Here is a 21,938-nt window from a genome sequence, read left to right on the forward strand (position 1 = left end):
CACGACGGGTTGGGCTGAGCGCGCGTGAGCGACTTCGACGAAAAGACTCGTGTAACGCAGGTGGTCCAGCCCCCACCGGGCGGTGGCAGCAAGAACACGACCGACTGCCTGGTCGTGATCTACACGAAGGAGCCCACGCTGCTCGGCAAGCGGTTCGTGCTGGAGCACAACCCGACGCGGGTCGGCCGCGGCGCCGACAACCACATCGTGCTCGACGGCGACTCGGTGTCACGACGCCACGCCCATTTCGAGCAGCGGCCGAGCGCCTGGATGGTCGTCGACGACGGGAGCACCAACGGGACGTACTGCAACGATGAGCAGATCTCCCGCGAGGTGGTGCTGAAGAACGGAGACCGGGTGAAGATCGGCCCCACGATCTTCAAGTTCCTGTCCGGCGCCGACGTCGAGGCGCAATACCACGAAGAGATCTACCGGATGACCATCATCGATGGTCTCACGCAGATCCACAACAAGCGCTACCTCTACGAGGCGCTCGAGCGCGAGATCATCCGCGGGCGCCGCCACGAGCGCGACCTCGCGATCCTCCTGTTCGACATCGACCACTTCAAGCGCATCAACGACGTCCACGGCCACCTGGCCGGCGACTTCGTGCTGAAGGAGGTCGCGCGCATCGTGCAGAGCCGCATCCGCCGCGATGAGGTGTTTGCGCGGTATGGCGGCGAGGAGTTCGCGATCATCCTGCCCGAGACGTCCATCGAGGGCGCCGCGGCGCTCGGAGAGACCCTGCGACAGAAGGTCGCGGAGCACCTCTTCGTCTTCCAGGCCGACAGCATCCGCGTGACGATCAGCGTCGGCGTGGCGCTGCTCCAGGAGGGCGATCGCACCGCGAACGACCTCATCAAGCGCGCCGACGAGCGCCTCTACCACGCGAAGAACAGCGGAAGAAACCGGGTGTGCGCCTGAGCTCTGGGCCTCGGTTGCGCTAAGGGTCCGGCGGAGGAACGACGATGCCGAACAGCGAGCTGCCGCGCTCGGCGGCGCTGGGTACGGGCGACGGCGGCGAGCTGCCCGAGGTGCGGGTGCCGCCGCCTGGCCCCCTGTCGCGGAGCGCCCTCGAGCGGCTCGAGCGCGTCGAGTGCCCCGCGTTCGGCCGGCGGCGCGAGGCGCGGGCGCAGAAGAGCGGCGCCGACATGCTGCCGATCGTGCTGTCGCACGGGCGCGGCGCGAACGTCTGCGACGTCGACGGCAACCGCTACGTCGACCTGTGCGCGGGCTTCGGCGCGCTGCTGCTCGGCCACGCGGCGGAGCCGGTGCGGCGCGCGACGGAGGCGCAGATGGCGCGGCTGACGCTCGCGCTGGGCGACGTGTACTCGGCCGACGTGAAGATCGCGCTGCTGGAGCGCCTCGCGGCGCTGCACCCCGGGCCCTCGCCCATGGCGCTGCTCGGCCAGAGCGGCAGCGACGCAATCACGGCGGCCATCAAGACGGCGGCGCTCGCGACCGGGCGGCCGGGCCTCGTCGCGTTCGAGGGCGCCTACCACGGCCTCGGGTACGCGCCGCTCGCGGCGTGCGGGCTGCGCGAGAGCTACCGGGCGCCGTTCGCCGAGCAGCTCAACCCGCGCGTGACGTTCGCGCCGTACCCGCGCGACCAGGCGAGCGCCGCGCGCTCGCTCGACGCGATCGAGGCGGCGCTGCGCGGCGGCGAGGCGGGCGCGGTGCTCCTCGAGCCGATCCTCGGGCGGGGCGGCTGCGTCGTGCCGCCGGACGGGTTCCTGCGCGCGGTCTGCGAGGCGGCGCGCCGGCGCGGGGCGCTCGTGATCGCGGACGAGATCTGGACCGGCCTCGGTCGGTCGGGGGCCATGACGCGCACGGGCGAGATCGGCGCGCCCGTGGACATCGTTTGCTTCGGCAAGGGGCTCGGCGGCGGGCTGCCGATCTCCGCGTGCGTGGCGCCCGAGCCGATCATGCGGGCGTGGGCGCGCGAGGCCGAGGTGGTGCACACCTCGACGCACTCCGGATCGCCGCTCGCGTCGAGCGCCGCGCTCGCGACGCTCGACGCCCTCTCCGCAGGCCAGCTCGCCGCGCGCTCGCGGGACGTCGGCGCGCGCTTCCAGCAGGCGCTCCGGGAGGCGCTCGCGCGGGCGCCGGGTGTCGTCGACGTGCGGGGCGCCGGGCTCATGGTCGGGGTCGAGCTCGAGAGCGCCGAGCTGGGGCTCCGGGCCATGCGCGGGATGCTGGCCGAGGGCTACCTGATCCTCACGGGCGGGGTGCGCGGCGAGACGCTGACGCTGACGCCGGCGCTCACCATCCCCGAGGCGCTGCTGTCGGCGGCGGCCGGCGCGCTCGCCCGCGTGCTCGCGGGCTAGGTCGAACGCCGCGCGCGCCGCGCGGCCTGGCCCGCGCGCCGCTCGCGGCGGAGCACGCGCGCGCGGCGGCGCGTGCTATCCCCGTCCCCGTGGAATCACTCGACCAGAGCGAGGCGCTGCACCGCCGCGCGCGGGCGTTCATCGAGGCGTCGCTCCTCCCGGGCGGCGCGGCGCTCCCGGAGACCTTCGACGCGCTCGCGAGCGCGCTCGCCCGGCACCAGGCCGCGCGCTGCGCGCCGGTCGCCCGCCTCTTCAGGGCGCGCGGCGCGGACGTCGCCGCGATCGAGCGCGCCGACCAGATCCCCGCGGTGCCGTGCGACGTCTTCCGGTTCGCGCGCGTCGCGGCCCACCCGCCGGCGGCGGACGAGCGCGTCTTCCGCACGAGCGGGACCTCCCTCGGCGCGGCGTCCCGCGGCGAGCACCCGTTCCGCACGACCGCGACGTACGAGCTCGCCGCGCTCGCCTGGGGCGAGCGCCTGCTGTGGCCCGACGGCGCGCGGCTCCGGGCCATCGTCCTCGCGCCGCCGCTCGACGAGGCGCCGGACTCGTCGCTCGGCTTCATGATCGATCGCTTCGCGGCGCGCCTCTCGGGGCCGGCGACGTGGCACGTGCGCGGCGGCGAGCTCGACGCCGACGGCTTCGCCCGCGCGTGCGGCGAGGCGCGCGCCGCGGGCGAACCGGCCATCGTGCTCGGCACCTCGTTCGCGTTCGTGCACCTGCTCGAGGCGCCGCTGCCCGGCGGCGCGACGCTGCTGCCCGCGGGGAGCCGGGTCATGCAGACCGGCGGCTACAAGGGCCGCTCGCGCGAGGTGCCCGCGGACGAGCTGCGGGCCGCGATCGCGCGGGCGCTGGGGGTGCCGCCCGCGCACGTCGTGGGCGAGTACGGCATGACGGAGCTCTCCAGCCAGCTCTACGAGGGCACGCTCGCGGCGGCGCTCGGCGGCCCCGCGGTCGCGGCGCGCGCCGCGCCGGGGCTCTACCACGCGCCGCCCTGGACGCGCGTCACCGCGGTGGACCCCGAGACGCTCGCGCCGCTGCCGGCCGGCGAGATCGGGCTCGCGCGGATCGTCGATCTCGCGAACGTCGACTCGGCCGTCGCCATCCAGACCGCCGACCGCGTGCGCGTCACCGAGGAGGGCGTCGAGCTCCTCGGCCGCGCGGCCGGGGCGCCGCCGCGGGGCTGCTCGATCGCGCTCGACCAGATGCTCGGCGGCGGCCCGTGATGGACGCCGGCGCGGCGCGGCGCACCCGGGTCGAGCGCGCGGTCGCCGCGGCGGCGCGGATCGCGGACCCGCGCGATCCGCTGGGCGAGGAGGCGCGCCGGCGGTTGCCCTCGACGAGCGGCCTCTCCCCCGAGGGCGTGGAGCTCGCGCTCGAGCGCCACCTCGAGGTCGCGCCGAGCGGCGGCGAGCTCGACGCCCTCGTGGCGACCGCGGGGCGCGCGCGCCGCTGCCAGGTGATCCTGGCCGCCAACGTGTGCACGGCGCCGCTGCGGGCCATCGCCGTCGCGGCGGCGACGGCGCCGGACGTCCTCGTGCGCCCGTCCCGCCGCGATCCCGTCGTCGCGGAGCTCCTCGTGCGCGCGCTGCAGGCCGACGAGGCGTTCGCCCGCGCCGGCGGCGCCGTCGCGCTGGTCGGCGATCTCGCGCTCGAGGACGCCGACGAGGGCGCCGCCGGCGAGGAACCGCGCGCCGAGCTGCACATCTACGGCTCGGACGAGACCGTGGCGGCGCTGCGGGCCCGGGCCGGCCGGGGCGTGCTCGTGCGCGGGCACGGCGCCGGCCTCGGGCTCGCCGTGGTCGGCCCCGCCGCGGACATCGCCGAGGCGGCGCGGGATATCGCGGACGACGTCGTGCCGTTCGATCAGCGCGGCTGCCTGTCGCCGCGCTTCGTGCTGGTGGAGGGGCCGGCCGAGCGCGCGGAGGCGCTCGCGCGCGCCCTGCACGAGGCGCTCGGGCGGGCGGGGGCGCGCGTCCCGCGCGGGCCGATCGACGGCGCCGCGCGCGCCGAGATCGCCATGTACCGGGCGACGCTCGAGGCGGTGGGCTCGTTCTGGGAAGGCGAGGGGCACGGGGTCGGCCTCGACGCGGCGCCGCGATCGCTGCTGCTGCCGCCCGCGGCGCGCGTCGTCCACGTGGCGGCGAGCAGCGCGGCGGCGGCGCCGGCGCTGCTCGCGCCGATCCGCGGCGCGATCACCGCCATCGGCGCGGGCGGCGGCGGAGAGCTCGCGCGCGCGGCGTCCGCGGCGGCCCCGCGCGCCCGGGTCTCGGCGCTGGGACGGATGCAGCGCCCGCCCCTCGACGGCCCCGTCGACCTGCGGGCGCGCTGACGGCCTCAACTGGATCGCCGGCCCGCGCCGAGGGCGCGCCGGAGCGCGCGGATCGCGCTGCCACACACGCGGCCGGCGCGCCGAGCCGCCAGGGCGCTCGCGCGTGCGAGGTGCGCTCGAGCGACGGTGTGTGATAGCGATCATCGTATGTCGTCGCGCACCGATCCGAAGGCGACCCACACGCCCGCGGAGCTCGAGGCGATCGCGAGCCCGCCCGCGCCGCCGCTCGGCGTGGAGGGCTCACGGGACAGGCCGCTGGACGGCGCGTCGGGCGGGCTCGAGGCCGACCGGGACGCGTCCGCGCCGAGCGAGCCGTCCGGCAGCTCGACCGACGGGGCAGACGCCGAGGACGAGGGCGCGCCGCCCTCGGTCGCCTCCGCCAGGATCCAGGTGCGCCGCGAGGAGCGCCTGGATCTCGTCCTGGAGTACCTGGCCTTCGTCGCGAAGCCGATGCCGCTGTCGCTCCTCCTCGACGAGGCGCCGCAGCGGATCGCCGCGATCCTCGGCGCCGACGTGGCCTCGCTGTACCTCCTCGAGGGCGACGGGGACGAGCTGGTGCTGCGCGGCAACGTGGGCTTCCCGCGCGAGGCGCGGGGCACGGTGCGGCTTCCGGTCGGGCAGGGCATCACCGGCATGGCGGTCGAGTGCCTGCGCCCGATCTCGGTCGTCCAGGCGACGGAGCACGAGCGCTACCGGGCGTTCCCCGAGCTCCGCGAGGAGCGGTTCCCGGTCTTCCTCGCTGCCCCCATCCTGGGCAGCGGCCGCCCGCTCGGCGCCCTGGTCGTGCAGCGGGCGGGCGATCGCGCCTTCACCGCGCGCGACGTCGAGCTCGTCATGGCCCTCACGGCGCCGATCGCGGCCGGCGCGCGCCACGCGCAGGTGCTCGACGAGCTGCGCGAGCGGCGGCGGCGCACCGGCGGGGGCACGCGCAAGGTCACGCTGCCGGGGCTGCCCGTCGTCCCGGGGCGCGCGCTCGGCGCGATCGCGGCCCTGCGGCGTCCGGCCAGCTCGTCCCTCGGCTCGCAGCAGGGCCGCGGCGATCCGAAGCTCCTGCGGTTCGCCTTCGACACCGCGGAGAAGGCGCTCGTCGACCTGCACGCCCGCGCGGCGGAGCGAGGGATCGCCCAGGACGCGGCGTTCCTCTCGGCGTACCTCCTGATGATCGGAGACGGGCGCCTGCGCGCGCGCGCCTTCGAGCTCGCGGCCGGCGGGCGCAGCGTCGCGCAGGCGCTCGGCACGGTCGCCCGCGAGGTGGCGCGGGCCGCCAACGGCATCGTCGGCGACCCGTTCCTGCAGGACCGCGCCCGCGACATCGAGGACCTCTGCGACGCGATCCTGATGCTGGCGACCCCCGACGCACGGGCCCAGCTCCCGTCGAAGGCGGTCCTCGTCGGAGACCAGCTCACGGTCTTCGATCTCCTGATCTCCGCCCGGGCCAACCCGGTGGGCGTCGCGCTCAGCGATCGGTCCGGGCCGCGCTCGCTCGTGCTCCTCCAGCTCCTCGGCGTGCCCTCGATCGTGGACGTGGCGGGCGCGTTCCGCTGGGCGTCGCCGGGCGACGTCGCGCTCCTCGACGCGGACCACGGCTTCCTGGTGATCAACCCGTCCCGTGCCGAGGTCGCGACGGTCCGCGCGGCGCGGCGCAAGGAGCGGCCGTCGGTGGAGCCGGGGTCGGAACCGGACGACGACGGCGAAGACGAGCCTGCGAGCTGAGCACCGGCCTCGGCCGGTGCTCGCGGCCTAGCTGCTGGGCTGCGCGGCGGTCGGGTCGGCCGGCGGCGTCCCCTGGGCGTTCTGCAGCTCCTTCTTGGCGCGCCAGTTCGCCAGGCGCTTGGTGTCGCGACGCTTCTTCTTGGCTCTCACTGCGGGCTTCTGCGGCATGGCCGGGGGTATAGCCGCTCGAGCTCCTCGAGGGAACCCCGTCCGGCGCGCGACCGCGTTCGTTCCACGCCGCGCCCGCTGGCTACACGCCGCCCGCGCCGCGTGAGGTCCCGCACGGGGGCTCCGGACGAGAGCCCCGGATGAGGCCTCCGGGCGTTGACGCCTCACGGCGCCCGCCCCATGACCGCTGCTCCAATGAACGTCCGTCTCGTGCATGAGTTCCGCTTCGAGGCCGCCCACCGCCTCCCCAAGGTGCCGCAGGGGCACAAGTGCGCGCGCCTCCACGGCCACAGCTTCAAGGTCGAGGTCGCGATCCGCGGCCCCGTGAACGAGGAGACGGGGTGGTTCATCGACTACGGCCACCTCTACGAGGCCTGGGCGCCCCTCCACGACCTGCTCGATCACAACTACCTGAACGAGGTCCCCGGGCTGGAGAACCCGACCAGCGAGGTGCTCGCCCGGTGGATCTGGAGCCGCCTCGCGCCGTCGCTGCCGTCGCTCAACCGGGTCACCATCTTCGAGACCTGCGACGCCCGCTGCGAGTACGAGGGCGACTAGCGCGATGAAGACGCTGGTCTGCCGCTGCGAGGACGTCACCTTGCACGAGCTCGAGGCCGCGATGGACCGCGGCTACAAGGACATCGAGTCGGTCAAGCGCTACACGGGCTTCGGCACCGGCTGGTGCCAGGGCAAGTGGTGCCTCGCGCTCTGCGCGCGCCTCATCGAGGAGCGCGGGGGCGACGTGCAGAAGCCGATCACGCCGCGGCCCCCGTACCACCCGGTCTCGCTCGCGGCGCTCGCCGGGCTCGACGAGCTCGGCCTCCGCGGCGGCGGGCACGAGCGCTGACGCTGGCCGCACGCGCGACCAGCGCCGACGCTCGCCCGCCCCCGCGCGCCCCGACGTCAGCCGAGCGGGCGCCGGGCGCTCGCGCACCCGACGTTCACGGTCAGCTCGAACACCCCCTCGGACCAGTACTTCGACACCGCGTGGTGCAGGTACTTGAGCATCGAGTCGATGATCTGCGGCTCCACGTCGAGCATCGCCGTCGTCTCGGGGATCACCATCAATCGGGAGATGGGGTCCTCGAGGAACTCGCGCCCGCTGTCGAACGACACCGCGATGAGCTGGACGTCGACCTCGACCTCGTCGAACCCCGCGCCCTCGAGCTCCTCGGCGATCGTCTCGATCGTCGGGCGGCTGACGGCGGCCGCGTCGACCGCCGCGCCGAGCTCGGAGAGGTCCTGCTTGAGCGCGCACTCCCGCGCGATGTCGGCGACCTCCGGGAACGAGCCGCGCAGCGGCAGCGCGATGAGCGCCTGGCCGCCCGGGACCAGGACCCGGCGCAGCTCGGCGAGGAGCTGCGCCCGCTCGCTCGGTCGGCAGACCGGGTGCAGCGTGAACGCGTGGGAGAAGCTCTCGCTCGGCAGCGGCGTCGGCAGGGTGTCGGCGAGCACGTAGCTCGCGTTCATCCCGGAGAACAGCGCCGCCTTGGCGCGCGCGAGATCGAGCGCCGCGGCGGAGCCGTCGACGCCCACGAGGGCCGCGCCGGGCAGCTTGTCGGCCACGATCGGATCGGGGAAGCCGCTCCTGCAGCCGAAATGGACGATCCGCGCTGCCTCGGAGGGCAGCAGCATGTTCACCGCCAGCGAGGCGAAGAACGAGATGTAGCGCGGGACGACCGCGTGCTCGAACAACACGGCGTCCGCCGCGCTCAGCGGCGGGCCGTTCATCAGGCGGCCCCGTCCCCCTCCTCGTCGTCGTAAGGCGCGAGGAGGCCGAGCGCCTCTTCGGCGAGCTCGCCGATCGTGACCTCCGACGTCGCCTCATCGCCGCCGCCGTCGTCCGCCAGCTCGACCGTGCGCGTGTCGCCGAGCAGCGGCTGGATCAGCGGCGCGTGCGCGGGGTCGCCGATCTCGACCAGCGTCTCGATCGCCGCCGCCACCGCGTCCGGATCCTTGTGGCTCAGGAACTGGCCGAGCAGCTTCGGCACGCCCGGCTCCGGCACCTCGGCGATGAGGTACGGCAGCTCCGGGAGCGCCGAGGACCCGACCGGCAGCCGCTTCAGCGCCCGCTCGATCGCCTGGGCGACCTCCTTGAACCGGTCGTAGGCGAGCGACTCGATCTCCTCGCCCGCGGCCTGCCGCGCCTCGGGGTGCTCCGAGGCGAGCACGTCGATGAGCGCGTCGAGCGCGCGCGGGCCCTCGTGCTCGCCGAGCAGCGACGCGACGCGGACCAGCCGGAGCGCCGCCTCGTCCTCGTCCTCCTCGCGCGCCGCGCTCGCGATCGCGTCGGTGAGGACGTCGAGCAGCGCATCGCCGGGCATGGCCGCGAGGTCGTCGTGGAGCCGGCGAGCCGTGCGCTCCGCGTCGAACAGCTTGTTCAGGGTCGTCTCGATGGCTTGGCGATTTTGCACGAAGAGGAGCTATCAACAGCGCGTCGCCTCCGCAAGCCGGCAGGCAGCAGGGGCCTCTTCCCCGCGAATTCCTCTCCATTTCTTCGCGTCCCTCTCCCGTCCACGGCGGGCGCGGCCACGCGCGCCGCCAGGCCGACACGCGCGCGCCGCCAGGCCGACGCCGCCGCGCGCCGCCAGGCCGACGCCGCCGCGCGCCGCCAGGCCGACGCCGCCGCGCGCGGGCTCGGCGCGGTCGAGCGCGCGCGCGGCGCGGTCGACCGCGGCGCCGCTGCGCTGCGCTCGCCAGCCGCGCCCGATGCGGTAGACCGTTCATGGCATGCGCGCGTCCGGCTCACCGCAGGCCCGCCCGACGAGGGCGGCGCTCTCCCCTTCCCCGCTCGTGCGCGGCGCCGCGGCGTCCGCCCTCGTCCTTGCGCTCGGCGGCCTCGACGACCCGGCGCCGCCGCCGCCCGCGGTCGTGCCGCCGGCGGCGGCGGCGCGCGGCGCCGCGGGCGCGGGGGCGCTTTGCGGTCCCCGCACCGTGCCGGAGGGCGCCGCGTGCATCCCGCTGCCCGCTCCGGGCGCGCCGCTCGTCGAGGGCGGCGCGGCGGCGCTCTACGGCCCCGGCGGGGCGCGCCCTGCCGGGGCGGGCGCGCGCAGCCAGGCCTACGAGCACATCCCCCGCCGCCCGGAGCGTCCAGCGAGCGCCGGCGCGTACGCCTTCCCGATCGGCGCGCCGGATCAGCCGCCGGCGTTCCTGCTCGTCGAGGGCACCGCGGCGCAGGCAGGCGCGCCGCCGCCGGCGGGCCCCGTGGCCGCGGTCGGCGCCGCGCGGCCCGAGCCGCCGTCGTGGACGGGCGGGGTCGAGATCGCCGCGGCGCGGGGCGATCGGGTGGCGGCGCTGAGGCTCGACGGCCAGGAGGGGAAGGCGGAGGTCGTCTTCGTCGGCGAGCTGTCCGGGATCACGGTCGCCACGGCGCACGACGTGCGCGAGGGCGACCGGGTGCGCCGGTACATCCTGCTCCACGGGCACCTCGATCGCCCTGGCCCGGGCGTCGTGGCGGGCGCGCGCCTCGACGCGGGCGACATCGTCGGGTATGCGGGCGAGACAGGCAGCCAGGGCCTCGTCCGGCTGCACCTCGAGGCCCGGCAGCTCCGCGAGGGCGCGCGCCTCTCGGATCTCGACCCGAAGCGCATCACCGACGCCGCGGTGACGGTGCCGTGCGACCTGCGCAACGTGCTGCCGCTCCGTCAGGGAGCGAGCTTGTAGCCGAAGCCGTAGACCGTGAGGATGTGCTCCGGCTTGTCGGGCGAGCGCTCGATCTTCTTGCGCAGCTTGACGATGAAGTTGTCGACCGTGCGGTTCGACGGCCCGGCCTCGATGCCCCAGATCTTCTGGAGGATCTCCTCGCGCGAGACCGGCTGGCCCAGGCGCTCGTGCAGGAGGCGCAGGAGCTCGACCTCGTAGAACGAGAGCTGGTCCGACCGCGAGCCCCGCGAGACCGTGTGGGCGGTCATGTTGACCTGCGCGTTGCCGATCGTGAACACCTCGACGGGCGCCTCGGCGGGCCGGGCGGCGCGGCGGAAGAGGGCGCGCAGGCGGGCGATGAGCTCGCCCACGCTGAACGGCTTGGTCACGTAGTCGTCGGCGCCGGCGTCGAGGCCGCGGATCTTGTCGATCTCCTGGCCGCGCGCCGTCAGCATGATGATCGGCACGAACGCGTCCCAGCGCCGCAGGTCCTCGCAGACCTTGAAGCCGTTCGTGTCGGGGAGCATGAGGTCGAGGAGGATCGCGTCCGGCTTCTCCTGCCGCGCGAGCAGCACGCCGTCCTTCCCCTTCGAGGCCGACGCCACCGAGAAGCCCTCGAACTCGAGGGCGTCCGTCAGCCCCAGCACGATGTGGGGCTCGTCCTCGATGATGAGAATCTTCTTGCGTGCGGCCACGACCGGGCCCGGTTCTAGCACAAAACCCGCCGGGACCGGCCAGAGCGCCGCCGGGCAGCCCGCGCGGCCGGCTTCAGGGCCACAAAAAGCGCCGCGGGGCGCGATCTCGCGATCGGGCCCCGCGCGCCGGGCGATATCAGCCGCCGGCTACTCGCCGGAGCAGGTGATGAACAGCGTGGCCCCTTGCTGGGCCTCGCCCTTGTTCGTGAACCGGATGATGCGCTGCTCGGTGGGCGGGCAGGTCGCGACGATCTCCGGGTTGCCGACGCGGATCGACGGATCGATGTAGCACCACCCGTTGACCTCGTTGCCGTCGACCCTGACGTTGTCGCTCGGGTCGTTCCTGCACGCGTTCGCCTCGGCGCCCGCGAGCTGCTCGATCTCGCACACGCAGTCCCAGCCGGCGGCCTGCGCGATCGGATCGGCGAGCACCTTGTCCATCGCCGCCTTGTGGTCCTCGGTGACGTTGGCGCGTGCCGGCGTGTCCTCGCAGTCGCACGCGCCCTGCGTGTTGCGCGCCTCGAGGATCAAGCACTGAACCTGGCCGGCAGTCGGATTCGTTGCGGGATCCCCGGGCTCGGGCGTCAGGGTGCGGGGCAGGCACTGGCCGCCGAGCACCGTCTTCAGCCGATCGATGATGGCGCCGATCGCCGGCCGGTAGCCGTAGTCGGCCGCGTTGTCGTTCGTGAGCTGCCTCGGGCACACCGAGCCGACGATGCCCTGGGGTCCGAGCTCCCGGATGAGCTGCAGCTCGCGCAGGCCCGGGTAGGCCTTCGCCTTGATCTGCGTCGTCGTCCTGGGCTGCGGGTCGGCCTCGTCGTTGCCGGCTTCCGGCTCGCACAGCGGGTTGTCGTTCGGCTGACCGCCCACCTCCCTGCAGTCGCAGCTCTGGGAGTTGCCCTCGCAGGTCTTCGAGTCGATGAGGTCGAAGACGCACGCGTACTGGAGGTCGCCCGTGCTCCCCGTCGGGATCGTGTACTCGCGGCCGTTGATGCCGTTCCAGCCCGCCTCCGTCGGCGGGACGATCGCATCGTTGGTGATCGGGTTCACGCCCGAGCGCGGCGCCGTCGACTCGATCATGAACGGATCCTTCGGCCGCTCGTAGTTCGCGGGATCGCCGAGGATGAGCTCCCAGGTGCTGCTGAACGCGCCGCCGAGCAGCGGGGCGCTGAGCTCGTCGGCGTTCTTGAACCCGCCGACGGGCTCGCCGTCCTGGTTGAGGCCGCGCAGGAGGTCGGGCTCGCCCGCCTCGTTCACGCGCGCGATGTCCTGCCACGGCACGCCGACGATGCCGGCGAAGAAGACGAGCGCCGGGTCGCGGATGTTGTTGTCGTCGTCGTCCGGGTTCGCATCGCTGAAGATCGGGTTCGGGACCAGCTCGCCCTTGCGGTTCTCGATCTGCGCCTCGGTGAAGGCGCGCCGGTAGCGCTCGATCGGGTAGAGGAAGTCGAAGCCGAACCGGCGCTTCTGATCCCAGCAGCGGGAGTTGACGGGATCCTCCGCCGCGCTCAGGCGGGCGGGGAAGCCGTCGTCGCCCGTGCACTCCGCGGCGGCGGGGCAGCCGTCCTGGTTCTGGCTGCACGACCGGCAGCACTTGTCGCCCGGGTTGGTTGCGCACTCGGGGCGCGGCCGCCACAGGCGGAAGCCGTTCCGGGTCTCGGCCACGAGGTAGTTGCGGCCCTCCTCGCGGATCGAGCAGTCGTTCTCGTCGCTGAGCATGATGATCGCGAGGAGGGAGCTCGGCCGGAGGAACTCGGCGCGCTGCTGCAGGACGGCCGCATCCAGGCCGGTCGGCACCGCGATGTCGCCCTGGAGCTCGATGCTCGCGTAGGGCTCCGGGTCGACGAGGAAGCGGTAGACGCTCTCGAGCTGCGCCTCGAAGCCACAGCCGGCCTGCCCCGTACCCTTCACCATCGCGGTGAGCTGTCCGACCAGCGAGGTGTCGTTGAGGTCGTTACCCGAGTCCGTGTTGATGTCGGCCTCGCCGTCCTCCGGGTCCGGCACCTCGGGCTCGCCGGCGAGCTTCTGATCGGGGTCCCAGGCCAGGAAGCCCTTGTCGAGGTAGGTCGGGATGTCGTTGGTCGCGGAGCTCTCGTTGGTGCGCGCGAGGAGGTGCGCCATGTCCACGTTCGAGGGGCTCGTGGTCGACGGGCAGGCGCCCGAGCCGTGGCCGCCGAGGCTCGAGCTGATGATGCCGATATGGATGTCCTTGACCGGCTCGAACTCGCGCTTGTAGCCCGTCGGGCAGTCGGCGTTCGGCGAGTTGACCGTCTGGGCGTCGCCCATGCCCGACGCGGGGATGCAGCGCGGGTTGACGAGTCCCTCGACGAGGTCAGGGATCGCGAAGGCGAGGATGTCCTGCTTGTCGGCCATCGAGCCCGAGTTGTCGATGGCCAGCAGGAGGTCGATCTTGTCGACCGAGCTCTGCGTGAGCCGCTCGACGATCGTGGCCGTCGTGCGGGGATTGTTCCTCGCGATGGGGCGGCTCAGGCATCCGAAGGCGGTGCCTGTGCCGGCGATCAGGAGGCCCGCCAGGGCGAACCTCACCGCGCCCGTCCATGGGCGCCTCCTCTCACGCTCAATCCGCGTCATCATTCGACTTTCCTTTCGACCACCGATCCGGTTTGCGCGGCGGTCAAGCCACAGAAAGACCCGCCATTCGCGGGCCATGACCGACTTCCGCAGGCGATCCGCGGCTCGACGGAGCCCGATGCTAGGGACCCGAGCGGAACGCTGTCAATTCGACCTGGCCGCCCGCTCGAGCCCGCCCGGGTAGACCCGAGGGCGCTCAAGCAAGGTGGGTGCCGCCGCGGCGCCGCGGCGGTCGTCCTCGCCGAGCCGGGCGGCGCCGTCAACTGGATTGCGCTGTAGACAACTCAGTAGGCGGCGCCTCGACACGAGATGTTGGTAGGACAACCAAGGCGATCTCAACCTGGGTCGGGCCTCGTGACCTCAACCTGGGTCGGTTGCCGCGACCTCAACCCGGGTCGGCCGCCGCGACCTCAACCCGGGTCGGGCTTCGCGGGCTTCGCGACCTCAACCCGGGTCGGGCTTCGCGGGCTTCGCGACCTCAACCCGGGTCGGGCTTCGCGGGCTTCGCGACCTCAACCCGGGTCGGGCTTCGCGAACTTCGCGACCTCAACCCGGGTCGGGCTTCGCGGGCTTCGCGACCTCAACCCGGGTCGGGCTTCGCGATCTCAACCTGGGTCGGTCGGCGCCTCGATCGCGACCTCAACCTCGATCACAGGGCGGCGGCCGGGGGCCGCCGGCTTGCTCAAGCGACCGGCGTCGGCGGGGGGGAATGACGCTTCCCAGCAGGGCCGAGTTGTGGTCAGTGCCCGACCAGCATGTTGCGCGTCGCCCTCGCCATGGTCCCGGAGGTACGGCAGCTCCTCGCCGAGGATCCAGCGCAGCTCTCCGAATTGCTGGAGGAAATCCACGACGAGGACCTGGCCGACCTCATCGGCCTGCTGGACGACGCCGAGGCGGCCAAGGTCCTCATGGCCCTCAAGGCCGAGGAGGCCGCGCCGATCTTCGAGCGCCTCGACGGCGAGATCCAGGAAGCGCTCGTCGAGAAGATGGGCGTCGAGAGCATCGCCCCGATCGTCTCCGAGATGGCGGCCGACGACCGCACCGATCTCATCGAGGCGCTCCCGGATCAGGTCAGCGACACGCTGCTCTCCACCCTGGAGAAGGTCGACCCCGAGGCCGCCGCCGAGGTCGAGGAGCTCGCCAAGTGGCCCGAGGACAGCGCCGGCGGGCTCATGACCACCGACTACGTGTCGGTGAACATCAACCTCACGGTCGCCGACGTGATCGAGCGGATCCGCGCCGTCGGCGAGGACGCCGAGACCATCTACTACGTGTACGTCGTCTCCGAGCGGGGGCACCTCATCGGCGTCGTCTCGCTGCGCGATCTCCTGCTCGCCTCGCCGTCCGAGAGGCTCTCGAACGTGATGACCGAGAACGTCTTCACCGTCAGCCCCGAGACCGACCAGGAAGAGGTCGCGCGAACGATGGCGAAGTACGACTTCAGCGCGCTGCCCGTGCTCTCCGCGGACCGGAAGCTGCTCGGCGTCATCACCGTCGACGACGTGATGGACGTCCTCACCCAGGAGCAGACCGAGGACGTGCAGCGGCTCGGCGCCGTCGGCCCCATCGAGGACAGCTACTTCAAGACGAGCTTCTGGACGTTCATCCAGAAGCGCGCCCCCTGGCTCGCCGTGCTGTTCGTCGGCGAGTTCATGACCGGCGAGGTGCTCCGTCGCTTCGAGCACGACCTCGAGGCCGTCGCGACGCTCGCCTACTACGTCCCGCTGCTCATCTCGACCGGCGGCAACTCCGGCTCGCAGTCGTCGTCGCTCATCATCCGCGGCCTCGCCGTCGGCGACCTGCGCGTCGGCGACTGGGCGAGCGTCCTCGTCCGCGAGCTCGGCCAGGCCGTCGTGCTCGGCCTCATCCTCTCGGTCATCGGCATGCTCCGCGTCTGGCTCTGGGGCGACGGCACCGGCTTCGTCCTGACGATCGGCGTGACGCTGATGGCGATCGTCCTCATGGGCTGCACCGTGGGCGCGATGCTCCCCCTCCTGCTCCGGCGCCTCGGCCTCGATCCGGCGACCAGCTCCACGCCGTTCATCGCGAGCCTCGTGGACGTCCTCGGGATCCTGCTCTACTTCACGATCGCCCGCATCTTCCTGTCCGATCTCCTCGCGGCGGCCGGCGCCGGCGGGTGAGCCGCCTCGTGCGGCGCCGCGCGCCGGCGCCGAGGCGGCGCCGCCGACGCCGCGCGGGGCGCGCCACGTGCTTCCCGGCGCGCCGCGACCCTTGACGCGTCGGCCCCCATGGGGGAGTGAAACAGGCGTCTTCCGCTCGGCGCGAGTCGCGCTGAGCCCCTCCTAGGGAAGGAGTCAAGATGGCCGAAGGCTTGAATCGCGTGATGCTGCTCGGCAACCTGGGCGCCGACCCCGAGCTCCGGTTCACCCAGGGAGGGCAGGCCGTCTTGAACCTGCGGCTCGCCACGACCGAATCGTACCTCGATCGCGACAAGGTCCGGAAAGAACGGACGGACTGGCACAATGTCGTGATCTGGGGCAAGCGCGCCGAAGCCCTGGGCAAGATCCTCAGCAAAGGCTCCTCGATCTTCGTCGAGGGTTCGCTCCGCACGTCGAGCTACGACGATCGGGACGGCAACAAGCGCTACAAGACCGAGGTGATCGCCAACAACGTCCTGCTGACGGGCGGCGGCCGCGGCCGCGGCGCGGTCGGCGATGATGCGGGCGCGTTCGGCGCCGACCCCGGCGGCGGCGGCGGTTACGGCGGCGGTGGTGGCGGCGGTTACGGTGGCGGCGGCGGTGGTGGCGGCGGTTACGGTGGTGGTGGCGGTGGCGGGCGTCCGGCCGGCGGCGGTTACAACAACCGCGGTGGCGGCGGCGGCGGCCGCCCGGCCCCGGCGGCGCAGGATCCCGGCCCCCCTGCGGACGACTTCGGCGGCGGCTACGGCGGCGGCAACGACGACGACATCCCGTTCTGATCGCTCCGCTGCGTCAGGCGCGGGCATTCCCCTGAGACGACTCTCCTTCTCGTCGATCTCACCGAGACAGTAGCTCTCCTCGGGTCCGCGCCGTTCTCCTTGCTCGCGGAGATGGTAGGCCCGAGGAGCCCCTGCCCCTCGGGTCGCGGCGGGCAGCTCGTCACCCCGCAGCGCTCACAGAGGCCTCGGCCGAGGCCGCCGCGCCAGCAGGACAGCCACGCCCGCCCCCGCGAGCACCCCCATCGCCGCAGCCGCGGCCGCGGGGTGCTCGGCAGCGACGAAGATCGCCCGCACGAGCGCCCCCGGCTCCGGCGCCTCCACGAGCGCGCCCTCGACCCCGGTCGCCCCGAGCAGCTCGCCGCAGCGCGCCCCCGCCGCCTGCGCCGGCTCCAGGCAGACCACGCTGCAGAGCGCCACGTCGCGCTCGCTCCCGGCGAAGCCGAGCACGTGCCGCCCGCGGAACGCCATCGCTCGCTCGCCCGCCTTGCCCGCCCCCTCGAACGCCTGCTCGAACCGGCGCGAGTCCGCGCGGATCTGCCCCGCCTCCCACCGGTCGATCGCCACCCCGAGCGCCCCGCGCACGAGCCCCGTGGCCCGGTCGAGCACGAGCTCCTCCAGCCCCGTGACCCACTGCCGCGACGGGGCCGTCGCGCAGACCGCGCGCAGCGACAGCCCGTCCGCGTCGACGCCTCGGCGGAGCGTCACCTTCGCGCCCGCGATCGCCGACACGTCGATCGCGGGCAGCGCCTCCGCCGGCGTGTCGAGCGCCCCGGCGGGCAGCGAGAGCCGCAGCGCGACGCCCGGCGCGACGCCGTGCACCTCAGGCGCGATCGAGCTCATCCATCAACGCGAGCAGCTCGCTGCGGATCTCGACCAGCGCCGCGCGCATGCGCTGCACCTCCTCGCTGCTCGCGCCCGCGTCGGGGGGCGGCGGCTCGATGCCGCCCTCGCGCAGCTTGCGCCGCGCCCCCGCGATCGTGAAGCGGTGCGAGTAGAGGAGCTCCTTCACCTTGAGGAGCGTCTCGACGTCGCGCCGGCTGTAGACCCGCTGCCCCTTCGCCGACTTCTGCGGGCGGATGGAGCGGAACTCCGTCTCCCAGTACCGGAGCACGTGCGGCTCGACCCCCACGATGCCGGCCACCTCGCCGATCCGGTAGTACAGCTTCGCCGGAAGCTGCTGGCGCACCGCCAAGCGGTCTACTCCTCGGCCGCCGAGGCCGTCTCGCGCGGGTTGAGGGCCTGCTTCAGGATCTGGCTCGCCTTGAAGTTCAGGACCCGCCGCTCCGTGATCAGGATCGGATCGCCGGTCTGGGGGTTACGGCCCTGCCGCTGGCGCTTGTCGCGCAGCACGAAGTTACCGAATCCGGAGATCTTGATCTTCTCCCCGCGACCCAGGGTTTCCTTCATGGTCTCGAACACGAGGTCCACCAGATCGGCGGACTCCTTCTTCGAGAACCCGCCAAGGCGGGAGTAGACCGCCTGAACGATTTCGGCTTTCGTCATGACACCCCCAACGCCCTTGCAGAGCGGGGGACGCGCCGCAACCCCTGAAGACCGTTCAGGAAGCCGCGTACGGTCCTCCGACCGGCTTGGGGCAGGATGCCAGCCTGCGTCGGGGAGGTCTAGGGGGGTCACGCAGGCTCCGCCCGATAGCGGTGGGCGCACTTCATGCACAGTTCCAGCGGATCAGCGGAGCTCGAAGCAGGCCTGGGGGACGTCGAGACCGGCGCCGCCCGCCGCCCGCCGCGGCGTCGGCGGCCAGGAGGCCCGGCGGCAGGATGCTGGTGTGGGGGGGCGGGAGGGCGCGGGCGCTGGACGCGCTCGCGCCGTGGCGGGGGTGCCGCTCAGGCAGCGAGGTCGCCGAGGGGCCGCTCTTTCGACGCCTGCCTCGACCAGGCGCCGACCACGGCCGCGTCGCTCGACGGCGCGTCGCTCCAGACGGCCGGCGCGCTCGAGGTCGCGTCGCGACGGCGCGCGAACTGCTCCTGGGCGACCATGAACGCGACGTAGAGGTAGCCGATCGCGAACAGCACCGCGAACGGCGTGGCGAAGTAGTGCCCCGTCTGGACCGACGCGACCACCGCGCCGCACGAGAGCACGGCGAGCATCGCCTCCGTAAGCGGCAGGTCGGTGCGCACCCGGTACCGGCCCTTGTTGTCGCCCTGCTTGGGCGTCCGCACGAACTCGCCGGCCATGCTGCGGAGCCCCTCGATCACGGCCTTCGAGAGGTGCGGCGCGAGCCCCGTACCGAGCGCGATCAACATCGGCAGGCGCACGACCGCGCCCCACCGCGAGCGGCCCTGCGCCGTCTCGGCCTGCATGTAGAACGCCGCGAGCGAGCCCGTGGTCGCCGTGCAGAGCGGCAGGTCGATGGCGACCATCGTCAGCGTGTCGGCGGCGGGGAACAGGACGAGCGCCGGCAAGAGGAGCACGCTCAGGAGCACGAGGAGCGGGTAGGCGAAGTGCGGGGTGAGGTGGAAGAACGCCTCGATCCGCTGTCCGACCGAGAGCTTCGCGCTGAGCACCGTCGCCATGAGCTTGCGCGCGGTCTGCACCGTGCCCTTGGCCCAGCGGTACTGCTGCGCGCGCAGCGCCGAGATGTCCTCCGGGAGCTCCGCCGGCGAGACGACATCCTCGCGGTAGATGAAGCGGTAGCCCGCGAGCTGCGCCCGGTACGACAGGTCGAGGTCCTCGGTCAGCGTGTCGTGCTGCCAGCCGCCGGCCTCGAGGATCGCGTCCTTGCGCCACATCCCGCCGGTGCCGGAGAAGTTGAACAGCAGGCCGGCGCCGAAGCGCGCGCGGTTCTCGACCAGGTGGTGGCCGTCGAGCATCAGGGCCTGCACCTGCGTCAGGATGGAGACGTCGCGGTTCAGGTGGCCCCACCGCGTCTGGACCATGCCGACCGTGGGATCCTCGAAGTGGCCGACGATCGAGCGGACGAAGCCCGGCTGCGGGATGAAGTCGGCGTCGAAGATCGCGACGAGCTCGCCCTTCGCGACCTTGAGGCCCGCGTCGAGCGCGCCCGCCTTGTAGCCGACCCGGTCCGTGCGGTGCAGGTACACCGCGTCGATACCCTGGGCGCGCAGCCGCTCGACGTGCGCCCGGACGAGGCCCTGCGTCTCGTCCGTCGAGTCGTCGAGCACCTGGATCTCGAGCTTGTCGCGCGGGTAATCCATCCGCGCGACCGCATCGAGCAGCCGCGCCGCGACCGTCGACTCGTTGAACAGCGGGAGCTGGATCGTCACCGGCGGGAGGTCGCGATCGGTCAGGGCAGCGACCTCCTGCGCGCGGGCGATCTTCGCGCGGTTGAACCGGCAGAGGACCACGAGGTGCAGTCGGTGCAGGCCGTAGGCGCTGAGGCCGAGCAGCACGCCGAAGTAGAGCACACAGAGCAGCATGGAGAGCATCGGGAGCACCTTCCGCCAGCGGGTGCCTTCCAGCCGTGGGCCCGGGCGAGAGCGCCGGTCTCCACGCCTGCAAATGCTGGCGGGTGACGAACGCGTACCATCCGCCGGATCCGAAGTTGTCATGCACTTGTAATTCGTTGCAACTCTCTGTCACGAGTCCTGGAAAGTTGACTCCGGGGCCGAGTCCTCCCCCCGGGAAAATGACAATCACCGACAATCCCTCTCCGCCCGTCGGCGCGGCGTTCGCCGCGGGTTGCCGCGCCAAAGCGCGTGCGCAAGCGACACACCGGGTAAGGTGATCTCCCGATACCGGTCGCCAAAGTAAGGTGCTTTTCGTAAGGGAGTCTCTGGTGTCTGGTTACATAACTACAGGGTTCACCTGACGCTCGGATTCACAGTGTTCCACAGTCCCGCGAGATTTTTGAGGCCTGTCCAGGGATCATGCGCACCCGGTACGGACCGAGGACCGGGGTCATCTGCGCCTGGCGCCGGCGGGAGGCCGGGGCTATCCGTTCCCGGATGAGTCGCGCGCTACTTAATGAACTGAAGGCTCGACAGATCGCGTTCCTCGAGGCGCGGCTCGTCTCCGAGGAGGCCGCGCGGGACTTCCGGGAGCGGCTGCCCGCCGGCTTCGCGGCGCTGCTCGCGACGCCCCTCGGCGCGCTCGCGGACGCCGCGGCGATCGCGCGCGCGCTCGACGCGCTGGCGGCGGAGGAGTCGCTCCGGCGGGCGGTCCGGCCCGCGGCGGCCGCGGCGCTCGCGGCGCTGATCGAGGCGGCGAGGGCCGAGCGGCGGCGGGCGAAGGAGCTCATGCCGGAGGGGGCGCGCGCCAAGATCGACCGCATCCTGGAGCAGCCGAAGCTCGTCCCGGAGCGGCTCGTGCGCGAGGTGCTGGAGAGCGCGGCGCTCGACGCGGTGATGCGCGACGTCCTCTACGACGCGCTGAAGGAGTTCTCCGAGAAGGTGAACCCGTTCTTCGCCGAGTGGGGCCTGCCCGCGCTGCTCAAGCGGGTCGCCCCGTTCGGCCTCGGCGGGGTCGGCAAGACCATGGGCACGATGCGGGGCGAGTTCGAGCGGCGGCTCGAGCCGGAGATCCGCCGGTTCCTGCAGGGCTTCTCGCGCACGGCGATGCGCCAGGTGCAGGACATCGTCGTCGCGAAGGGCGACACGCCCGAGTTCGTCGGCCTGCGCAAGCACGTCGCGACGTGGGTGCTGGAACAGCAAGTCAGCGAGCTCATCGGTCAGCTCGACGCGAAGAGCTCGGCGCTCGCCGAGGAGCTCGGGGCCGACGTCGCCGCCCAGGTGCTCCGGGACCGGCCCGTGCGGCAGCGGCTCCACGAGGCGACCGCGGCGTTCGTGGCCGCGCACGCGAACGAGCCGCTCGGCGAGGTGCTGGGGCGCTTCGGGATCAGGCCCGCGCTCGACTTCGACGCGCTCGCGGCCGCGCTCTGGCCCGTCGTGCGGAGCCTCTGCGCGACAGAGCCGGTGCGCGCCTGGATCGCGTCCGTGGTGGAGGAGTTCTTCGACGGGCTGCCGGACGGGATCGCCCCGCCCGCGTGACCACGTGAGGGGCCAGCCCGGACCGGCGGCGCCGGCGCCCGGCGTGGGCGCGCCCCCGCGCTCCCTGCGCCGGGGCGCGCCCACGCCGGGGCGCGGGCGGCCGCTCAGCCCATGGCCGACGCGTCCGCGACCGCCGACTCGATGTACGCGAGGCCGCGCGACGGGCACGCGGGCACCGTGGGCGCGAACGCCTCCATGTCGAGCATCATCTGCGGGCCGGCCGCGAGCGTGAGCACGACGACGGGCACGCGCGGGGACATGCGGCGGAGCTCCTCCATCTCGCTGTGCACCTCCGCCTCGTCCCGCGGCACGAGCACCATCACGTGAGGACGCCACCGGGCAAGCACGTCACGCGCATGGCCGAGCCCGCAGCACGTCTCCACCGTGTAGTCCCGGGACGAGAGGAAGTGGACGAGCGGCTGGGAGTTGCTGGCGTCGTCGTCGATCACCAGAACGCGGGTCGTGCTCTCGATCTCCATGGGTATCCCCCGTCGGCGGCCACCACGGACCGCGATGGTTAAGACCAGATCTTCATCGCCTGGCGCACGGAAACCATACTCCATCGGA

Annotated in this window: 21 protein-coding genes; 11 read left to right on the forward strand and 10 right to left on the reverse strand. The window is 73.2% G+C overall.

From position 1 onward, the window contains the following. The first annotated feature begins 24 nt into the window (after positions 1–24). The 5 genes from WME96_RS41550 (at position 25) to WME96_RS41570 (ending at position 6,369) form a co-directional block, all read left to right on the forward strand. Entirely contained in the window at positions 25–924 is a 900-nt protein-coding gene (locus WME96_RS41550) for a GGDEF domain-containing protein (RefSeq protein WP_020741151.1), read from the forward strand. 44 nt (positions 925–968) lie between these two features. Further along, positions 969–2,327, forward strand: a complete 1,359-nt coding sequence (locus WME96_RS41555; protein ID WP_437287075.1) for an aspartate aminotransferase family protein — start codon at positions 969–971, stop codon at positions 2,325–2,327. An 89-nt stretch (positions 2,328–2,416) separates the two neighbouring features. After that, a complete protein-coding gene (locus WME96_RS41560) occupies positions 2,417–3,550 on the forward strand; it encodes an acyl-protein synthetase (protein WP_437287076.1) in 1,134 nt (377 codons plus the stop codon). Continuing rightward, complete coding sequence (locus WME96_RS41565) at positions 3,550–4,656, forward strand: acyl-CoA reductase (protein ID WP_437292408.1); 1,107 nt, start codon at positions 3,550–3,552, stop codon at positions 4,654–4,656. The genes WME96_RS41560 and WME96_RS41565 overlap by 1 nt, the downstream gene beginning before the upstream one ends. A gap of 147 nt (positions 4,657–4,803) precedes the next feature. Next, entirely contained in the window at positions 4,804–6,369 is a 1,566-nt protein-coding gene (locus WME96_RS41570; RefSeq protein WP_437287077.1) for a GAF domain-containing protein, read from the forward strand. A gap of 27 nt (positions 6,370–6,396) precedes the next feature. Here WME96_RS41570 and WME96_RS41575 read toward each other — a convergent pair whose 3' ends face one another. Next, positions 6,397–6,519: a hypothetical protein gene (locus WME96_RS41575; protein ID WP_433930795.1), complete on the reverse strand. Its 123-nt coding sequence runs from the start codon at positions 6,517–6,519 to the stop codon at positions 6,397–6,399. A gap of 213 nt (positions 6,520–6,732) precedes the next feature. Between WME96_RS41575 and queD the strand changes: the two genes are divergently transcribed. Beyond that, positions 6,733–7,095, forward strand: a complete 363-nt coding sequence (queD, locus tag WME96_RS41580) for a 6-carboxytetrahydropterin synthase QueD (RefSeq protein ID WP_061605432.1) — start codon at positions 6,733–6,735, stop codon at positions 7,093–7,095. Between the two features lie 4 nt (positions 7,096–7,099). Then, complete coding sequence (locus WME96_RS41585) at positions 7,100–7,384, forward strand: (2Fe-2S)-binding protein (RefSeq protein ID WP_061605431.1); 285 nt, start codon at positions 7,100–7,102, stop codon at positions 7,382–7,384. Positions 7,385–7,440: 56 nt separating this feature from the next. Here WME96_RS41585 and WME96_RS41590 read toward each other — a convergent pair whose 3' ends face one another. Then, complete coding sequence (locus WME96_RS41590; protein WP_437287078.1) at positions 7,441–8,268, reverse strand: class I SAM-dependent methyltransferase; 828 nt, start codon at positions 8,266–8,268, stop codon at positions 7,441–7,443. Continuing rightward, entirely contained in the window at positions 8,268–8,951 is a 684-nt protein-coding gene (locus WME96_RS41595; RefSeq protein ID WP_433930799.1) for a HEAT repeat domain-containing protein, read from the reverse strand. The genes WME96_RS41590 and WME96_RS41595 overlap by 1 nt, the downstream gene beginning before the upstream one ends. A gap of 316 nt (positions 8,952–9,267) precedes the next feature. On the opposite strand from WME96_RS41595, the gene WME96_RS41600 reads away from it, so the two are divergent. Next, positions 9,268–10,200 carry a M23 family metallopeptidase gene (locus WME96_RS41600; RefSeq protein ID WP_437287079.1) on the forward strand — a complete coding sequence of 311 codons (933 nt, stop codon included), beginning with the start codon at positions 9,268–9,270 and terminating at the stop codon, positions 10,198–10,200. Here the strand turns inward: WME96_RS41600 and WME96_RS41605 are convergent. Next, complete coding sequence (locus WME96_RS41605; RefSeq protein ID WP_061617282.1) at positions 10,182–10,874, reverse strand: response regulator transcription factor; 693 nt, start codon at positions 10,872–10,874, stop codon at positions 10,182–10,184. The two genes, WME96_RS41600 and WME96_RS41605, sit on opposite strands and share 19 nt — an antisense overlap. A 147-nt stretch (positions 10,875–11,021) precedes the next feature. Then, positions 11,022–13,421: a hypothetical protein gene (locus WME96_RS41610; RefSeq protein ID WP_437287080.1), complete on the reverse strand. Its 2,400-nt coding sequence runs from the start codon at positions 13,419–13,421 to the stop codon at positions 11,022–11,024. Between the two features lie 800 nt (positions 13,422–14,221). Between WME96_RS41610 and mgtE the strand changes: the two genes are divergently transcribed. Continuing rightward, positions 14,222–15,607, forward strand: a complete 1,386-nt coding sequence (gene mgtE / locus WME96_RS41615) for a magnesium transporter (protein ID WP_433930802.1) — start codon at positions 14,222–14,224, stop codon at positions 15,605–15,607. Between the two features lie 179 nt (positions 15,608–15,786). Further along, entirely contained in the window at positions 15,787–16,404 is a 618-nt protein-coding gene (locus WME96_RS41620) for a single-stranded DNA-binding protein (protein WP_437287081.1), read from the forward strand. A 174-nt stretch (positions 16,405–16,578) separates the two neighbouring features. Here the strand turns inward: WME96_RS41620 and WME96_RS41625 are convergent, their stop codons facing one another. The 4 genes from WME96_RS41625 to WME96_RS41640 form a co-directional block, all read right to left on the reverse strand. Beyond that, positions 16,579–17,244: a hypothetical protein gene (locus tag WME96_RS41625; RefSeq protein ID WP_437287082.1), complete on the reverse strand. Its 666-nt coding sequence runs from the start codon at positions 17,242–17,244 to the stop codon at positions 16,579–16,581. Beyond that, positions 17,225–17,590, reverse strand: coding sequence for a MerR family transcriptional regulator (locus WME96_RS41630; protein WP_433930807.1), 366 nt, complete (start codon positions 17,588–17,590; stop codon positions 17,225–17,227). The genes WME96_RS41625 and WME96_RS41630 overlap by 20 nt, the downstream gene beginning before the upstream one ends. 11 nt (positions 17,591–17,601) lie before the next feature. Further along, on the reverse strand, positions 17,602–17,907 hold the full coding sequence (locus WME96_RS41635; protein WP_012241218.1) for an integration host factor subunit alpha: 306 nt from the start codon (positions 17,905–17,907) through the stop codon (positions 17,602–17,604). Between the two features lie 341 nt (positions 17,908–18,248). Continuing rightward, complete coding sequence (locus WME96_RS41640) at positions 18,249–19,811, reverse strand: glycosyltransferase (RefSeq protein WP_437287083.1); 1,563 nt, start codon at positions 19,809–19,811, stop codon at positions 18,249–18,251. Positions 19,812–20,330: 519 nt separating this feature from the next. Between WME96_RS41640 and WME96_RS41645 the strand changes: the two genes are divergently transcribed. Then, a complete protein-coding gene (locus tag WME96_RS41645; protein WP_437287084.1) occupies positions 20,331–21,371 on the forward strand; it encodes a hypothetical protein in 1,041 nt (346 codons plus the stop codon). A 104-nt stretch (positions 21,372–21,475) separates the two neighbouring features. Here the strand turns inward: WME96_RS41645 and WME96_RS41650 are convergent, their stop codons facing one another. Beyond that, positions 21,476–21,850, reverse strand: a complete 375-nt coding sequence (locus tag WME96_RS41650) for a response regulator (protein WP_433930812.1) — start codon at positions 21,848–21,850, stop codon at positions 21,476–21,478. Between the last annotated feature and the right edge of the window lie 88 nt (positions 21,851–21,938).

The organism is Sorangium sp. So ce406, assembly GCF_051474675.1.
Classification (GTDB): domain Bacteria; phylum Myxococcota_A; class Polyangia; order Polyangiales; family Polyangiaceae; genus Sorangium; species Sorangium cellulosum_G.